Origin of the sequence: Corallococcus aberystwythensis, assembly GCF_003612165.1 — a bacterium.
Taxonomy (GTDB): domain Bacteria; phylum Myxococcota; class Myxococcia; order Myxococcales; family Myxococcaceae; genus Corallococcus; species Corallococcus aberystwythensis.
Genome location: NZ_RAWK01000101.1, coordinates 1 through 15,354, shown reverse-complemented (window position 1 = coordinate 15,354; position 15,354 = coordinate 1). Strand labels below are relative to the sequence as shown.

Below are 15,354 nucleotides of genomic sequence, written 5' to 3'. Positions count from 1 at the left end.
GACCTAATCGCGGAAGTGCGACTCCGCGATGGAGGCGCCCCAGCAGCAGGCGTCCTCTTCCTCCTCAGGGGTGGGCAGCGTCGTGTGGAGCAGGGCGTCCGCCTTCACGTCCTCGAAGTAGAAGAGGTTGCGCGCGAGCAGGACGAGGGCGCGGTCCGCCTTGCGCGTGCGCAGGGTGAGCTGCCCCAGCGCCGGGTCCGCCACGTCCGCAGGGCCTTTAGGGAAGAAGGTCTCCCGCTTCGGCGAAGGGCTCCGGCCCTCCAGGCTGCAGCCGCCGTCCTCCGTGGAGACCTCCACCTCGCGCACCTGGCAGCCCTTGCCTTGCGCGAAGTGGAACACCGCCCGGACCTTCGTGAAGTAGCAGTCGGGAGTGCCGCAGTCCGCGCCGTGGACGTCCGCCACCACCGACAGGCGCACCTTGTTTCCGGGCAGGGACTCCACCATGCCGCTGCGCGCGTAGCGCTGGAACAGGGGGGCCTGCGCGCACCGGCCGGACACCGGGGTGGCGGGCTTCGCATCCGCCGCACGGGGGGCATCTCCAGGCAGGGACAGCAGGAGCGCGAGGAGGGCCGGGGCGTGCTTCAGGGACATGGCCAATGCATATCAGAGCAATCCATCGTTTGACCGGCGCCGCGCTTGGGAGCACGGTTCGACGCAGCGAGGCGAACATCATGAATCGGATCACACTTCTTCTCTGCTTGACCACCATGGGCTGCGCGTCGAGCCCGCGTCCTCCGGCCGCTGACCGCTATCTCCTGACGGGCACGCGGCTCTATGTCGCTCCGGACGCGCCCCCACTGGACGACGCCTGGGTGGTCGTGAGCGGTGGGAGGATTGACGCCATCGGCTCCGCGTCGGACGCTCCGCCCGACGGCATCCGGCGCGAGGACGCGTGCAGTGGCGGGGTGATCACCGCCGGGTTCCAGAACAGCCATCTCCACTTCACGGCCCCCGCGTTCGAAGGCGCCGCCAGCCGGACGCGCGACGAACTCCAGCCGCCCCTCACCCAGCTGACCACGCGCTTCGGCTTCACGACGGTCGTCGACACCGGCTCCGACCCCGCGAACACCGGGGCCCTTCGCCAGCGGATTGAACGCGGCGAGTTGCAGGGGCCGGCGATCCTCACCGTCGGCTCCCCCATGTATCCGCAGAACGGCCTCCCCTTCTACCTGCGCGACCTGCCGCCCGCGGTGCTGCAACAGCTTCCGCAACCCGCGTCGGCGGAAGCGGCCCGCGCCATCGTCCGCCAGGGCTTCGAGACCGGCGCGAACGGGACCAAGCTGTTCGTTGCCACGCCCCAGGGCGAAGGGGAGATCCGGCGCATGTCCGAGGACGTCGCGCGCGCCGCGGCGGACGAGACCCACCAGCGGGGGGGCCTGGTCATGGTGCATCCCACCGATCCCGACGGGGTGAGCGCCGCGGTGCTGGCCGGCGCCGACGTCATCGTGCACACGACCATCGATTCGCCGAAGACCGGGTGGAGCGCCGAGCTCGTCGGACAGATGGTCGCGCGCCATGTGTCCCTGGTGCCGACGTTGCAGCTCTGGGGGTACGAGCTCGCCAAGGCCGACGTCCCCATCCCCGTGCGCGACCGCCTGGTGACGGGTGCCGAGCAGCAGCTCGCGGCGTTCTCCCGCGCCGGGGGCCAGGTGCTGTTCGGCACCGACGCCGGGTACATGACGGACCTGGATCCGACGCAGGAATACGTCCTCATGGCGCACGCGGGACTCACGCCGATGCAGATCCTCGCATCGCTGACCACCGCCCCCGCCCAGCGCTGGAGCGCCGCCGAGCGCCGGGGCCGCGTCAAGCCGGGCTTCGACGCGGACGTCGTGGTGCTCAACGGCGATCCCTCCACGGACGTCCGGCGGTTCACCGACGTGAAGTGCACGATTCGCGCGGGCAAGGTGCTCTTCGCCCGCACGCCGGCCGAGTAACGGAAAGGCGCCTCCTCCATGGCTAAAGACAAGCACCCCTTGCTTCCACGCAACCCGCTGCTTCGCCAGACCGTGGCCCGGCTGCTGTTCGCCGCTCCCGCCCTGTCAGTCATTGGCTGCGCGTCCGAGGATCCGGGCTGCATCCCGTACGACGCGCACGAGTCACGCTACGACACCTACGAACGGCTTCCGGATGGGGGAGCCCCCTCCAACTTCGACTGCTTGTTGGTGTGCCAGCGGCTGGACGCCCATCGCTGCCAGACCCACTCCGTCCCAACGACGCATCCGGACGGCGGTCAGACCCTGGAGCCCTACACGAATTGCTTCTTCACCTCGCCCGCGGGATGCGCTTCCGACGGACGCCGGCCCGAGGGGCTCCAGGCGGCGCGAGCGGAAGCGCGGTGCGCGCTGGGCAGCCACTTCGCGCGGATGGCCTGGTTGGAGGCGGCCTCCGTGCCCGCCTTTCTTCGGCTCGCGGAGGAGCTGAAGGCCCACGGGGCTCCCGCCGAGCTGATCCGCGCGGCCCGGCGCTCGGCCGGGGACGAGGTCCGCCACACGCGCGCCGCGCGAGCGCTGGCCCGGCGACACGGCGCCACCGTGCCTGCGGTGGAGGTCGCCCCGTTCTCCTCGCGCTCGCTGGAGGCCCTGCTGTGGGAGAACGCGAAGGAAGGCTGTGTCGGGGAAACCTACGGCGCGCTGGTGGCCGCGTGGCAGGCACGCACGGCGCGCGACGCGCAGGTGCGGGAGGCATTGAGCCAGATCGCCGAGGATGAGCTGCGCCATGCCGAGCTGTCCTGGGCCGTGGAGGCCTGGGCGACCGAGGGCCTCGCTTCCGGCGCGCGCCAGCGATTGCGTCAGGCGCGTCTCGACGCGTTCCACGACCTGGAGCGCAGGGTCGCGGCAGAGGAGCCCGACGCCGTGCTCGTCCAACAGGCGGGGCTGCCCTCGCGCGACGCCGCGCTGCACCTCCTCGAGGGGCTCCAGGGCCTGCTCGCCTGAGCTGCTGGGGAGCAGCCGGGTGCGCCCGGTTACCTGGAGTCCTCGCATTACCGGAACTATCTGGGAGGATGGGCGCATGACGATGCGCTACTTCCTCCTCCAGGAGGACCGGAGCCTGGAGGACCGCTGGCAGCTGGGCGGCTTCCAGACGCTGGGGGGCCAGCAGCAACATGGGGGCCTCCAGGGGATTCCGGTGGAACTGGAGGCAGGGGTCCGGGTCTTCCCGCGCAAGGAGGGGCTGGCGCCGGACTTCAACCTCATGAGCGGCGGCGTTCCCGTGGTGAGCGAACGCGTGGCGGCGGTCTTCCGGGCGCTGGCCCCGGATGACGTGCAGCTGATCCCAGCGGAGATCGAAGAACAGACCGAGCCCTGGTTCCTCCTGAACGCGACGCGCCACTTCGCGTGCGTCGACGAAGAGGCCTCGGAAGAGGCGCAGCCCAGGTACAGCGTCACGGTCCTCGCCGAGCGTTACGAGCCCGTCGTCGAATGGGATTCGAGCTTCTACCTGTTCATCCATGGCCTGCGGCTGGATGCCTCGAAGGTGGAGGGCGCGAAAGTGTTCCGGCTGGCGGGCGCGCTGGAGATGCTCGTCGTCTCCGAGGAGCTCCGGGCCGCCCTGGAGGCGACGGGAGGCACCGGGATGTCCTTCCAGGACGTCTCCGACGTGCGTTCGCTCGACCCCGAGTCGCGGGCCCGGGGGGTCAAGGTCCGCGAAGCCTGGCAACAGGCGCGCGCGTCGCGGCTGGCGTTCCTGCAGGGGTTGGGAACGAGGGTGAAGGGGCCCGTGGAGCTCCTCGACCTCCATTCCGCCTGGCCCCGGGCGCGGGGCTCGGCTCGCGAGCTCTCCCGTCCTGGAGGGCGCAGCCTGCTGGTGACGGACGGCCTGTCCGACCCCTTTGTCGGAGCGACGGAACCGTCCGTGGGGTTCGGGATGGAGCTGGCCCTGGAGACCGACGAACCCGTGGAAGGGCTCGAAGGAGGACCCGAGTCCGGGTGGCAGCGGCACCTGCTGATGCTGACCGCGAACCGGATCGCGGAGGACGGGGAGCTGCGCGCGCGGCTGGCCCAGGGCCCGGTCCTGCTCGTGCTGGACACCTCCATTCCGAAGTTCCTGCTCAACCAGCACGGGCAGGGCGCGGTCCTGCTGGGAATGAAGGCGGAAACACTGCCGGAGCGCTTCACGCTGCCCGCCGGCGAGGTGCGGCTCGTCACCGTGAAGGCGCTGCTCGGCACGGAGTTCGACTGGCTGTCGTCCGGGGACGGCACGGCCCCCGCGCTGGCGGAGCTGTTCGCCCGGTCGGAGCATGGACACCTGTCCACCGGCGCCCGCCCGCCGGTGGTGGAGGGCCCTCCGGCGAAGGAGCCCGAGCGCCCTGCTCCGCCCCCGCCATCCACGCGCTACTTCATGCTCACCGAGGACGGGGCCTTCTTCCGGCGCGAGGTGTTCGATGCGCTCCGGGGCCCACCGGGAGGGGACTTCGACTCCGATGCGTACCGGACGGGGCAGTCGCTGCCGCGTCAGGACGGACTGCGGATCTCCCTCGCGAAGCCGGGGCTGACCCGGGACTACGCGCTCGTGGAGTTCACCCTGCCCGTGGTGACCGCGCGACTGGTGGAAGTCCTCCAGGCGGTGGCGCCCGGCGACGTGGAGGCCATCCCCGTCACCGTCGACGGCCGGGAAGCGCCGTCCTTCCTGCTCAATGTCACGCGCCTCGTGCGGTGCATCGACGACGAGGCCAGCAGGGAGGTCCGGCGCTATACGAAGGAGGACGGAGGCCCGCCTCCAGGGTGGCAGGCCTACGCGTGGCTCCGGGGCCCGCGGATCCACAGCTTCAGGGTGAAGGGCGCGAAGGTCTTCCGGCCCTGGGGCTGGCCGTTCGCGCTCATCGTCACCGGCGAGGTGAAGGCGGCCCTGGAGGCGGCGGGCTTCACGGGCATGCGCTTCACCCAGGTGGAAGGGCCCACTCCGGATGAGCAGACCTCGGAGGCGGTGGCCGAGCGCGCCCTCGAGGCCGCGGCCCGGGCGAACGCCGCCCGCGACGAGGTGTGGCGGGGCCTGGGGACGCTGGACGAGGACTATCTGCCGAGCCCGGGGTCGGGCCTCTGGCCGGGGCGTGAAGGCCAGCGCCGCATCCAGCGTCCCGGCGGGCGCACGTTGTTCGTGACGCACGGCCTGTCGTCTCCGTTCCTCTCCGATCCATCCCCCTCCGTGGGGCTGGGGGTGGAGCTGGCCCTGGAGGTGGAGGGGCCGCTGGAGGACACCGCAGCGTTCGACCCCCAGGGCATGTGGCCCGCGCGGCTCTTGTCCGCGGTGTCCTACGCGCTGGCGATCAACCCGGTGGCGCTCGGCGCCCTGGCCCTGGACTTCATGATGGTGGAGGTCATCGCCGACGGGATGCCCGCCTCCCTGCTCACCCAGGACGGTGGCGTCTTCGTGTTGCTGGAGCGCGCGTCGGCGCCGCTGCCGGAGTTCTTCTCCCTGCCCGCCGGTGAGGTGCGGCTCATCACGGCGAAGGTGCTGCTGCCGGAGGAGCTGCGGTGGACCCGCGACGGCAAGGGGACGGAGAAGGAACTGCTCCAACGCCTTGCCGAAGCGGGGGTGGACACCGTGTACCGCGAGGGCCGCAAGCCCGTGGTTTGACCGCCCGGCTCGCACGCGGCCTTCAGTTGCGGACCACCGCCACGTCGTCCACCTGCAGCCAGGTGTCGCCCGCGTTCGCCCAGGTCCCGGCGTACACCTCCACGCTGTGGTTGGCGCCGGAGTTGAAGGTCACCGTCTGGAGCGTGTAGCCGCCCAGCGGCTGCGTCAGGTGCACCTCGTTGAGGACGGGGCCGGCGTTGAGCGCGCGCACGCCGAAGTAGCCGTCGTTCTGGTTGGAGGACGTCTTCACCCAGCCGGTCAGCGTGTAGGCGGTGTTCGGCGTCACCGCGACCTCCTGCTTGAGGGCGTTCCAGCCGGTGTTGTTGCGCACGAAGCCGTTGTTGGCGCCCGTGCGCGCGAAGCCCAGCCCCCGGTCCACGCCGCCGTTGCCAGACACGGACCAGGGCGAGGTGGCGGTGGAGGACGGCTGCTGTTCGAAGCCGCCCTGCCCCACCAGGTTCGCGCCCCGGGTGAGGCTCACGTCATCCAGCTGCGCCCAGGTGTCACCCGCGTCCGCCCACGCGCCGCTGTACACCTCCACGACGGAGTTGGCGCCGGAGTTGAAGGTGACGGTGCGCTCCGCCCAGGACGGCAGCGAGCCGTACTGCGTCTCCCCCAGGACGGGGCCGTTGCCCGCGGCGCGCGCGCCGAAGAAGCCCCGGGTGGTGTTGGACGAGGAGCGCAGCCAGCCCTTGAGGGTGTAGTCCGTGTAGGGCTGCACCACGACGCTCTGCTTGAGCGCGTTCCAGCCGCTGGACGCACGCACGAAGCCGTTGTCCTGGCCGGAGTGCGCCTGGCCCACCGCCCGGTCGATGCCGCCCGCGCCAGCCAGGTACCAGGGCGCCATCGTCGGCGTCGCGCCTTGCGTCTCGAAGCCCGGCTCGGACAACAGGTTGTTGCCGTCCGCGTCGGCCGTGAGCGTCGCGCGCATCAGGAACGTGTTGTAGGGCGTCCACTGCGAGGTGATGAAGTACAGCTCGCTGGCGCTGTTGCCCCACGGGTGGATGAAGCCGTTGTAGACACCGGGGAAGGCGGCGCCGGTGGCCAGCAGCTTCTCCCCGCTCCAGGGCCCGGTGGGCGTGCCCGCGTCGCGCAGCACCACGGCCTGCCGGTGCTCGTTGAGATACGTCATCAGGAAGCGGCCCAGCCCAGCGTTGTAGGCGACGGACAGCTCCCCCGCGATGCCGATGACCACCGGCCGCGCCGCCGCCTGGGACGCGGACCAGCCGTTGCCGTCCCAGTACCGGTACGCGTTGATGTCCAGCAGCGCGCCCTCCGGCACGCGCGCCAGGTGCACGTTGCCGTAGCGCCCGTTGGGCGTGGCGTACAGGTAGACGAAGCCGCCGTTCTTCACGAAGGCGCCCATCTGGAAGGGGTTCGTGAAGGACGCGTTGTTCGCCCAGCGCGCCGTGGGGTGCTTCACCCAGTTCTGTCCGTTGTCGTCCGAGTACGCGATGCCCGCGGAGTTGGTGGTCCACTGCCCCGGATCCCCCCAGTGCTTCACGGACATGTAGTGGATGTAGTGGCGCGCCCCGACGCTGACACCCGCGGTGGGGATGACCGTCATCTCGTCGTTGTCCACCTTCCGGGACGCCAGCACCTCCTTCGCGTGGCGGGTGCGGTCCTGCACCATGGTGGTGAAGGTCAGGCCATTGGACAGCGTGGTGTCCGCCGAGCGCGCCAGCACGTTGCTGCGCCAGCCGCCGCCGCACCCGCCGTTGCCGCACCAGCCCGCGCCGAAGGTGTCCCCGAACAGGACGAACACCTCGCCGCCCCCCTTGTCCCAGACGATGCCCAGGTCCGTGCCGTACACCTCGTAGTTCGTGTGCGTCTGGTTCGGGTTGGGCAGCACCTCACCCGGCGGAGTGGCGCCCGTCACCCGCGCCACCTTCGTCACGTTCGTGGGCGTCACCGCCTCGGCCGTCCCCGCGCCGCCCAGCAGACACACCGCTTGCAGCACCACCGCCCGCTTCCAAGCCGTCACACGCCTCATCACCTGGACTCCTCCGGCCCGCGAATTGGTATTCGCAGCAAAACAGAGAAATCATGAATCTACGCGGACTTGCTTGGAAGACTCCAGTGGGGCGCGGGCGCGTGTAGCCTGGGGCCGCCAAGGAGAACCGGATGCTTGCCTGCGTGGACGTGGACTACCGCCCTGATGTCACCGTGGCCGCCTGCGTCCTCTTCCGAGGCTGGACGGACGGCAAGGAGGCCGGGCACCTGGTGGAGCGGGGCCCCGTCGCGGAGCCCTACGAGCCCGGCCAGTTCTACCGCCGCGAGCTGCCGCACCTGCTGCGCGTGCTCGCGGGCGTGCAGGAGCCGCTGGAGACCATCATCGTGGACGGCTACGTGTGGCTCGGCGACGACAAGCCGGGCCTGGGCGCCCACCTGTACGAGGCGCTCTGCCGCGCGGTGCCCGTCATCGGCGTGGCCAAGACGCCCTATGTCACCACCGGCCCGGCCCTGCCCATCGTGAGGGCCCAGAGCCTGCGTCCCCTGCTCGTCACCGCCATCGGGATGGAGACCGCGACCGCCGCGGAGCACATCCGGCGGATGCATGGCCACTCGCGCATGCCCACGCTGCTGAAGTACGTGGACCGGCTGTGCCGTGAGTCGTGACTCGTGCTACCCCAGGCCCATGGACCGTCCCCGTTCCGCCGCAAAGACCTTCGAGTTTCCGCCTGGCACCGCGTTCACCTGGCACTCGGAGAGTGACGAACCCGCCCCCACGAGCCTGTCGTCCGTGGACGACGGGCTCAGCGCCGACACCGCGCTCAAGCGCGTCCGCCGGGGCGAGTTCCTGCGCTACACCGGCGACTTCCACAACGCGAAGCAGCTGCTCGGCGCGCTGGGCCGGCGGCTCGAAAAGCGCTGGCAGGCCCGCTCGCCGCTGGAGGCGTTCCGGGCCGAGCGCCGCGCGCGGCAGCTGGAGCACGCGACGCTGTCGCGCATCGTCGTCGCGCTGGACCGGGACTATCACCTGGAGCTCGCGCGCGCGCCGGACGTCGCGGAGGCATGCCGGCAGGTCTGGGGCGAGCCCACGAAGGACTTCTCCGTCGTGCCGCTCAAGCAGCTGCTCGGGATGCTCGGGGCCGCGGAGTGGCGGCGCAAGGGGCTGGAGGTCCCGGGGCTGAAGGGCCTGCTCCATCCGCATTACGGCGTCTACCTGCCCACGCGCACGGACTACGTGGAGCTGCTGTCGGCGGTGCCGGACGTGAAGGGCAAGAGGGTGTTCGACGTGGGCACCGGCACCGGAGTGCTGGCCTTCCTCCTCTTGCAGCGCGGCGCGGCGTTCGCGCAGGCCACCGACTCCGATTCTCGCGCGGTGGCGTGCGCCAGGGAGAACGCGGAGCGGCTGGGCCTCGCGAAGCACTTCCAGGTGACGGAGGCGGACCTGTTTCCGGAAGGCAAGGCGGACCTCGTCGTGTGCAACCCGCCCTGGATTCCCGAGCCTCCCAAGAACCGGGTGGACCGCGCGGTGTTCGACGAGGACAGCCAGTTCCTGCGGCGCTTCCTGGAAGGGCTCCCCGCCGCGCTGAACCCGGACGGAGAGGGATTGCTCATCCTGTCAGACCTGGCGGTGCTCCTGGGCCTGCGTCCGGCCGGTTGGCTGGAGGAGCAGTTCGAGCGCTGCGGCCTGAAGGTGGCGTGGCAGAAGTCCAATCCGGCACGCCACTCCAAGGCGAAGGACAAGGCGGACCCCCTGCACGCCGCACGCTCCAAGGAGGTCACCACCCTCTACGGCCTCGTGCCCGCCACCAGGTAGCTCATCGCTGGGGGCGCCACCACAGCCCCTTGAGTCCCGCCTGTTCACAAGCCTGCCGGGCCTCCTCGGTGAAGCAGTAGAAGGTCAACTCAGGGACAGCGAACACAGGAGGAAAGCCACCCGCGGGGGGGCGGAGTCTGAGGGGCGAGGCTTCCTCCCTTCCCAGCCTGGACTTTCCCGACTTCTGGAAGGACACGCCATCCACGAGGGTGCGATTGCGGTCCAGGCAGGGCGTTTCGTCCAACAGTTGCAGGATGACGAAGTCCTCGTTCTTCAACGCGGACTCGGTCACCGCGTGTCCGGTCCGCCGTCGCGAGGAACGGTCGCGCACAAGGTGCTCGATGCGCTCCGGGTAGATGACCGTGGGGATGAGGCGGTGGCGGAACGGGCGCACCGCTTCGAGTACGCGCACCATGCGACGGGAGAGCAGCAGCAGGCTCCGGGGCGCGGTGAACAGGTGGTCCAGCCGGGCGGCGTTCTTCAGGTTGCCCACGAACTCGATGACCTGGGGAGCGCCCTGCTCACGCTGGTAGTCGATGCCAGGATCGAGGAACGTCACGTCCTCGAAGCCATCGAACTCGATGAGCTCGGCGTCGAAGACTTCTTCCTGATCGATGTGTGAAGTATCTGCAACCAGTGCGTAGATCATGCCATGAGTGATTCGTCGTGCGAGGGTGCTTCCAGCATGGCGATCGTCATTCCCATGAAAACGCCATCTTTGTACACCTCTTTGAGAACCTCCCTGGGAAGGCTTCTGGATTGGATGGCCTTGCGGAGGCTGTCTTCGACCTCAAGGATTGCCTTGTCGATGGCTTCAGGAGTCAGTTTCGAACCAGGCCCAAGCTTGCTCAAGGCATGATCAAGCTTCATGATGACGTGTTTGCTGTAATTGGAGTGGCTGTTCATGTGCATGAACTTCTGCATGTTCTTCATGGGCGCGGTCTTCGCGAGGGGCATGTCGAGGATGTTCGTCCCCCGGTCAATCGTAAACCCCTCGACCCGCTTCAGGGCCATGCGGAGCAACGGGTGCTTCTGGGCGATCGCATCAGGGATGAGATGGTGCAGCTGATAGCCTCGGGCGAGCCGGCTCTCCGCCGCCGCCTTCGCCTTTGGGCCATATTTCTCCCCCAACCAGTCCAGGTACTTCTTCCGGTAGCGGCTGTGGACACTGATGCGCGACGTACCCTTGGCCTTGAGAACGACCATGCGGCCTTCGGTCACGGTGAGCGCTCCGTGCTCCTTGCCCAAGGCCTTGCCGTTCGGACGGCGCAGCCGGTAGGGCTGGGGGCCTTGGCTCAGCTTCTCCAGGCGGTAGCCCGCAGCCTCAAGTTCCTTCTTGAAGGCGTTGAACTCCGGTGTCCCTTCATCCGGAATGATCCGCCCGACCAACTCCTTGAGCCGGTCCCAGTTCGGGAGCTTCTCCAGCAGCTTCTCCAGCGCGGCGTCGCTGAGCATGCGCTGGGGCGGGGGCTTTTGGGAGGAGGCTGCCTTGGCGGGAGACGGCTTCGAGTCCGGGACGAGCTTGGCGGCCTTCGCCATCAAGGGAGCAACGGTCCCTCCGGGGAGCCAGGGCCCGGGGATGGCAGAGGTGCGCGTGATGCTTCCTGGCCGGAATACAACGAGGTCCAGAACGTGGCCGCCCGGACCTTGCGCGGCCAGCCCGTAGACGCCGGGCGGGGTGATCTTCACGCCCTGCGCAAGCTTGAGTCCACGGTTCATGTTGGCTTTCATCCCAAGCACCGCCAGCGCGGCCATGGCGATGCTCGTCAGCATCCTGACAAAGGATTTACTGGCCTCCTTGAGCTTTTCCTTGGACCCGTTGGCCTGCCAGGCCTGGGTGAGCCACGCCTGGGCGTGCTTCAGGGACTCCACCCCGGCGTCGATGACCCCCTTTGCTCCGAAAGCCGCCAGTCCCAATTGGATGACCGCGGCCGCGAGCTGTCCTACGCCCGTGGGCGATAGCGCCAGAAGCAACGACAGTGCTTCCGCTCCGATGAAGACCAGGACGATGCCAATGATTTCATTCCGATGTTCCCAAAGCGCCCCGGCATATTCCCCGGCGACCTCAGGGATGTAATTCCACGATGTCTCCACGGAGGTGATGACGTCTTCCAGGTGCCGGGCCACCTTACGCGCCTTGGCGATCGCCTCCCGGGAGATGGAGCCGCTGGGGACGATTTCCTGGAGCCGGTTGGCGAACTCGACACTGACCAGCCAGATGCGCTTGCCTGCAACGAGCCTCACGTCCCCGTCGGAGTGCCGGATGACTCCGTCGCGACCGGACTGAGCGTTCACATGCTCAATGACGTTCTCGTAGAAGCGCAGGTCCCTTCCCGGCTTGATGGCCTTTTTGTAGATGCGTGCCGCGATGGGCTCAAGCCGGTCGCCGGAACGAACCTCATAAAGCGTCGCTGCGGGCTCCGGCAGACGCGTCGTGATGCGCAATGCCTGCACATAGCCTCGCAGCAGGTGGCCCTGCACCTCGGTCCCCACGTAGGCCCATCCCTGCTGCTGGACACGAGCTGGGTTCCGGATGAAGGTCACCCGCGTTCCCGAGGGCAGGGGCATGCGAGTCAGGCACATCGAGCCCGTCAGCTCCGCTGGGAGCGTCCGGATGTTCGCGCCGTCCCGATGGTCAATGAACCCGAACGTGTCTGTCATTTTTCCCCTCCGCTGGGGTCTGACCGCCCCGGGTGCACAAAGGCGGGACAGGCACGCCGACAGGTTGACGGCGAGCCCGCGCGTCCTTCCGCGAGCGAGGCATCTTGGGACCGTGATGATTCGGCACCGCAGCCTGGGAATGAAGGACTGAGCGGGTGGGTGTGACAAGGCCAATGGCCTGCAACACATTGGGTCTGGGATGTGGGTGGGTATGGAAAGACGCCAAGCCTTTGGATGGCGACCTCTTCACCCCAGGAACGCCGCGACCTCAAACCAGCCCTCGTCGACGATCTCCACGGAAATCGTCCTTGTGGCCAGGTCCACCCGCAGGCAGACGAAGTCCGCGCCGTCCTCCCGCCACAGGTTGGCGTAGAACACCAGTGCCCGCGGCTCCCGCCGTGGAGCCTCCCAGCGCGCCAGGCCCCGCTTCCCAATGGTGCCACTGCGGATGACCTCCGGTCCCGGCTGATCCTCCGTGAGGTGGTCCAGGTCCTGCCGCGTGCGCGTCACCCGCACCTCGGGCAGCAGGTTCACCAACGCCATCACGTCCTCGAGCCCCTCCTCGGAGTCCAGCTCCCCCGGCGCGTCTCGCAGGAGGGCGCTCAGCCCCTCGAGGGTGGTCGGCGCCGGCACGAACGTCTCCCCCACCGCCAGCCACTCCCCGCCGCGGCCCCACGCCACCTTCACCCCGAGTAGCTCCGTCCAGCGCTTCGCGCCAAGCTCCTTGAGCTTCATGCGCAGGGCAGGTTCCGCGTCGTAGCTGTCATGCACGTTCATCGCGGTGCGGCCTCCGGTCAGCGGACTGACACGGGACTCTAGCCAACCCGGGGGCCCTACGTTTTTTTCCGCGCTTGAGCCCGTGTCCTCCCCGCGAGCGTGTGGCAGAGTCCCGCCGCTTGCCTTCCTTCACGTTCGCGCATCGGGTCCGCGCCTGGCATGTCGTCCTTGGCGCGTTGTTTGTCTATACGCTGGGCTGCGTGTGGACCGCCTTCCGGGGCGGGCTGTTCGGGTTCCACGACCTGGCGCTGCTGAACGACCTGTTCGCGAACGCGGTGCACCACGGCCGTCCCTTCTGGGTGACGGACATGGACCTCAACCACCTCACCGTCCACTTCACGCCGACGCTGCTGTTGCTCGCGCCGCTGTTCCTGCTGAGCGACTCGCAGTTCCTGTTCATCGTGCTGGGGCTGGTGGCGCTGTACGGGGCGGTCGCGCTCCAGGTCTGGTACTTCGAGCGCATGGTCGCCGAGCGGGAGCTGTTCCCCGCCCCCTGGCGGCCCTGGGCCAGTGCCGCCTTCGCGGCGTACCTGGGCCTCAACCCCTTCGTGAAGACGGTCGCGCTCTCCGCGCACTTCGAGGTGTTCTTCCAGCTGGGCGCGACGGCGGTGCTCGTGCTCCTGCTGCGCGGCGCGCGGATGCGGTGGGTGCTGCCCATCGCATTGCTCACGTTGGGCGTGCGTCCGGATGGAGGCCTGTTCCTCGCCTTCCAGTCGGCGGCATTGCTGCTGCTGCCCGCCGTGGCCCGTCCGCCGCGCGAGCAGCTGACGCGCAGGGCGCTCGGCGTGTCCGCGCTGTCACTCGTCTACCTTGCCCTCTGCGTCGCGGTGGTGCTGCCGGCGCTCGGGACGCCCTCGGGGACCCGCTTCTGGTCGCACTACGGCAACACCTGGGGGCAGGTGGCCTTCACCGCGCTGGGCAATCCCGGGCGGGTGGTGCACGACGTGGCCACCAGTGGCCTGGCGGTCTTCCAGCGCGGCTTCCTGTGGATTCAGCTGCTCGCGCCCGCGGCCACGCTTCTCAGCACCCTGCCGGGCACGTTCTTCTTCATGGCGGAGGCGACGGACAAGCGGATGTTGTGGTTCTACAACTCCGCCTTCCTGCTGCCCGGCCTGGGCGTGTGCGCGGCGGCGGGCTTCGGCCAGCTCACCGTGCTCTGGCGGAAGGTCCTCGCGCGCGGGTGGGTTCCCGCCCGGGCCGCGATGGTGCCCGCGCTGCTGCTCGCCGTGTTCGCGCTCATCCAGGTCGCGCGCTTCGACCGGACCGTGGGGGCTCCGCCGCTGCGTCCCATGCCCCCGGTGGATACCGACTTCCGCCAGGCCTTCGCACGGCATGTCGAACCGTGCGCGGCGCGGCGGGTGGTGGCCACGGACTTCCACTCGGTCGTCTTCGTGCCCAACGACTACGACCGCTTCCTCCTGCACCACTACGCGCGGGCCCAGGTCGTGCTCGTTCCCCCGCGCGTGGATGTCCTGATGCTGGGCGCCGCGTCACGGGAGGCGTTCCTCGACACCCTCGTGCACGATTCCCGGTTCGAGGAGGTCGAGGATCCGGGCCCGGTCCGCGTCTTCATCCGGACCGATGCGCGCGACTGCGGCGCCTGAGGCGGGCGCTCATCCCTTCCGAGTGGCGACCGCCAGGGCCGCGGGGATCCGCTCCCGCATCAGCTCCACGAACTTGCGCAGCCTCGCCGGATGGAACCGCGCGGCCGGATAGATCAGATACAGGGGCAGGGACGCGGCCCTCCACTGGGGCACCAGGTGCACGAGCCGGCCCCGCTGGATGTCCTCCTGGAGCACCCAGGCCGAGCCCACGCAGACGCCCAGGCCCTTCACCGCGGCGCTGCGGAGGGCGTAGAGGCTGTCCGTGCTCACGCGCGGCTGGAAGACGATGGGCTGGGCCTCCCCGGTGGCCACGTGGGTCAGCGAGAGTTCGTTGCGGTAGAACGTGCGCAATGACAGCCAGGGCAGCTTCGCGAGCGCGTCGGGATGCGCCGGCGCGGGGCCGCCCGCCAGCACCGATGGCGCGGCCGCGACGATGCGCGGCACCTCCGCCAGGCGGATGGCCACCACGCTGGGGTCATGCACCTCTCCGACGTGGATGGCGCAGTCGATGCCGTCCGCGATGAAGTCCACCGCCCGGTCGTGCAGCAGCCACTCCACGGAGACCCGCGCGTGCCGGCCCAGGTATTCCGTCAGCGGCTCCACCAGCAGCTGTTGCCCGAAGGCATGGGGCACCACGACGCGCAGCGTGCCCTCGGGTTCGTCGCTCGCGCCGCGCAGGTCGGACTCGAACATCTCCCAGCTGGCCAGCAGCTCCTTCGCCCGTTCGTAGCAGCGCGCCCCGTCCTCGGTGAGCTTCATGGCGTGGGTGGAGCGCTGGAGCAGCCGCAGCCCCAGCGAACGCTCCAGCGCCTGGAGCCGGCGGCTCACCGTCGGCTGCGTGGTGCCCAGCTGCGCGGCGGCGGAGGACAGGCTCCCGGCGTCGACGATGCGCAGGAACGTCTGCATCAGCTCCAGCCGGTCGGAGCTGGAGGGCGCCACGGGGGCGGGGGGCCTCGACCGGGCCTGCTT

12 protein-coding genes are annotated in these 15,354 nt (G+C 69.4%); 6 read left to right on the top strand and 6 right to left on the bottom strand.

The window, feature by feature from the left end; genetic code table 11:
• Positions 1-3: 3 nt before the first annotated feature.
• Positions 4-591 (bottom strand): hypothetical protein, encoded by a 588-nt coding sequence (locus tag D7W81_RS18040; RefSeq protein ID WP_120556629.1) that lies wholly within the window; start codon positions 589-591, stop codon positions 4-6.
• Positions 592-671: 80 nt separating this feature from the next.
• On the opposite strand from D7W81_RS18040, the gene D7W81_RS18035 reads away from it, so the two are divergent.
• The 3 genes from D7W81_RS18035 (at position 672) to D7W81_RS18025 (ending at position 5,577) form a co-directional block, all read left to right on the top strand.
• A complete protein-coding gene (locus tag D7W81_RS18035) occupies positions 672-1,937 on the top strand; it encodes an amidohydrolase family protein (RefSeq protein WP_158621621.1) in 1,266 nt (421 codons plus the stop codon).
• An 18-nt stretch (positions 1,938-1,955) separates the two neighbouring features.
• A complete protein-coding gene (locus D7W81_RS18030) occupies positions 1,956-2,936 on the top strand; it encodes a ferritin family protein (RefSeq protein WP_147445521.1) in 981 nt (326 codons plus the stop codon).
• 76 nt (positions 2,937-3,012) lie between these two features.
• Positions 3,013-5,577 carry an imm11 family protein gene (locus D7W81_RS18025; RefSeq protein ID WP_120556626.1) on the top strand — a complete coding sequence of 855 codons (2,565 nt, stop codon included), beginning with the start codon at positions 3,013-3,015 and terminating at the stop codon, positions 5,575-5,577.
• A gap of 22 nt (positions 5,578-5,599) precedes the next feature.
• Here D7W81_RS18025 and D7W81_RS18020 read toward each other — a convergent pair whose 3' ends face one another.
• Positions 5,600-7,570, bottom strand: coding sequence for a glycoside hydrolase family 183 protein (locus D7W81_RS18020; RefSeq protein ID WP_120556625.1), 1,971 nt, complete (start codon positions 7,568-7,570; stop codon positions 5,600-5,602).
• Positions 7,571-7,701: 131 nt separating this feature from the next.
• On the opposite strand from D7W81_RS18020, the gene D7W81_RS18015 reads away from it, so the two are divergent.
• Together D7W81_RS18015 and D7W81_RS18010 are read left to right on the top strand one after the other, a co-directional pair.
• Complete coding sequence (locus D7W81_RS18015; protein WP_120556624.1) at positions 7,702-8,196, top strand: endonuclease V; 495 nt, start codon at positions 7,702-7,704, stop codon at positions 8,194-8,196.
• Between the two features lie 19 nt (positions 8,197-8,215).
• Entirely contained in the window at positions 8,216-9,343 is a 1,128-nt protein-coding gene (locus D7W81_RS18010; RefSeq protein WP_120556623.1) for a 50S ribosomal protein L11 methyltransferase, read from the top strand.
• A 1-nt stretch (position 9,344) separates the two neighbouring features.
• On the opposite strand, the gene D7W81_RS43015 is transcribed toward D7W81_RS18010, so the two are convergent.
• The 3 genes from D7W81_RS43015 to D7W81_RS17985 all read right to left on the bottom strand — a co-directional run bounded on the left by D7W81_RS43015 (position 9,345) and on the right by D7W81_RS17985 (position 12,781).
• Positions 9,345-9,992: a hypothetical protein gene (locus D7W81_RS43015; protein ID WP_208721355.1), complete on the bottom strand. Its 648-nt coding sequence runs from the start codon at positions 9,990-9,992 to the stop codon at positions 9,345-9,347.
• Positions 9,989-12,004 carry an AHH domain-containing protein gene (locus D7W81_RS43010; RefSeq protein WP_208721353.1) on the bottom strand — a complete coding sequence of 672 codons (2,016 nt, stop codon included), beginning with the start codon at positions 12,002-12,004 and terminating at the stop codon, positions 9,989-9,991. Before D7W81_RS43010 ends, D7W81_RS43015 begins: the two co-directional genes overlap by 4 nt.
• Before the next feature lie 246 nt (positions 12,005-12,250).
• Positions 12,251-12,781: a hypothetical protein gene (locus tag D7W81_RS17985; protein WP_244227266.1), complete on the bottom strand. Its 531-nt coding sequence runs from the start codon at positions 12,779-12,781 to the stop codon at positions 12,251-12,253.
• Between the two features lie 119 nt (positions 12,782-12,900).
• On the opposite strand from D7W81_RS17985, the gene D7W81_RS17980 reads away from it, so the two are divergent.
• Positions 12,901-14,385 (top strand): glycosyltransferase family protein, encoded by a 1,485-nt coding sequence (locus D7W81_RS17980; protein WP_120556622.1) that lies wholly within the window; start codon positions 12,901-12,903, stop codon positions 14,383-14,385.
• Between the two features lie 9 nt (positions 14,386-14,394).
• On the opposite strand, the gene D7W81_RS17975 is transcribed toward D7W81_RS17980, so the two are convergent.
• Positions 14,395-15,291, bottom strand: a complete 897-nt coding sequence (locus tag D7W81_RS17975) for a LysR family transcriptional regulator (RefSeq protein ID WP_120556643.1) — start codon at positions 15,289-15,291, stop codon at positions 14,395-14,397.
• Positions 15,292-15,354 lie beyond the last annotated feature (63 nt).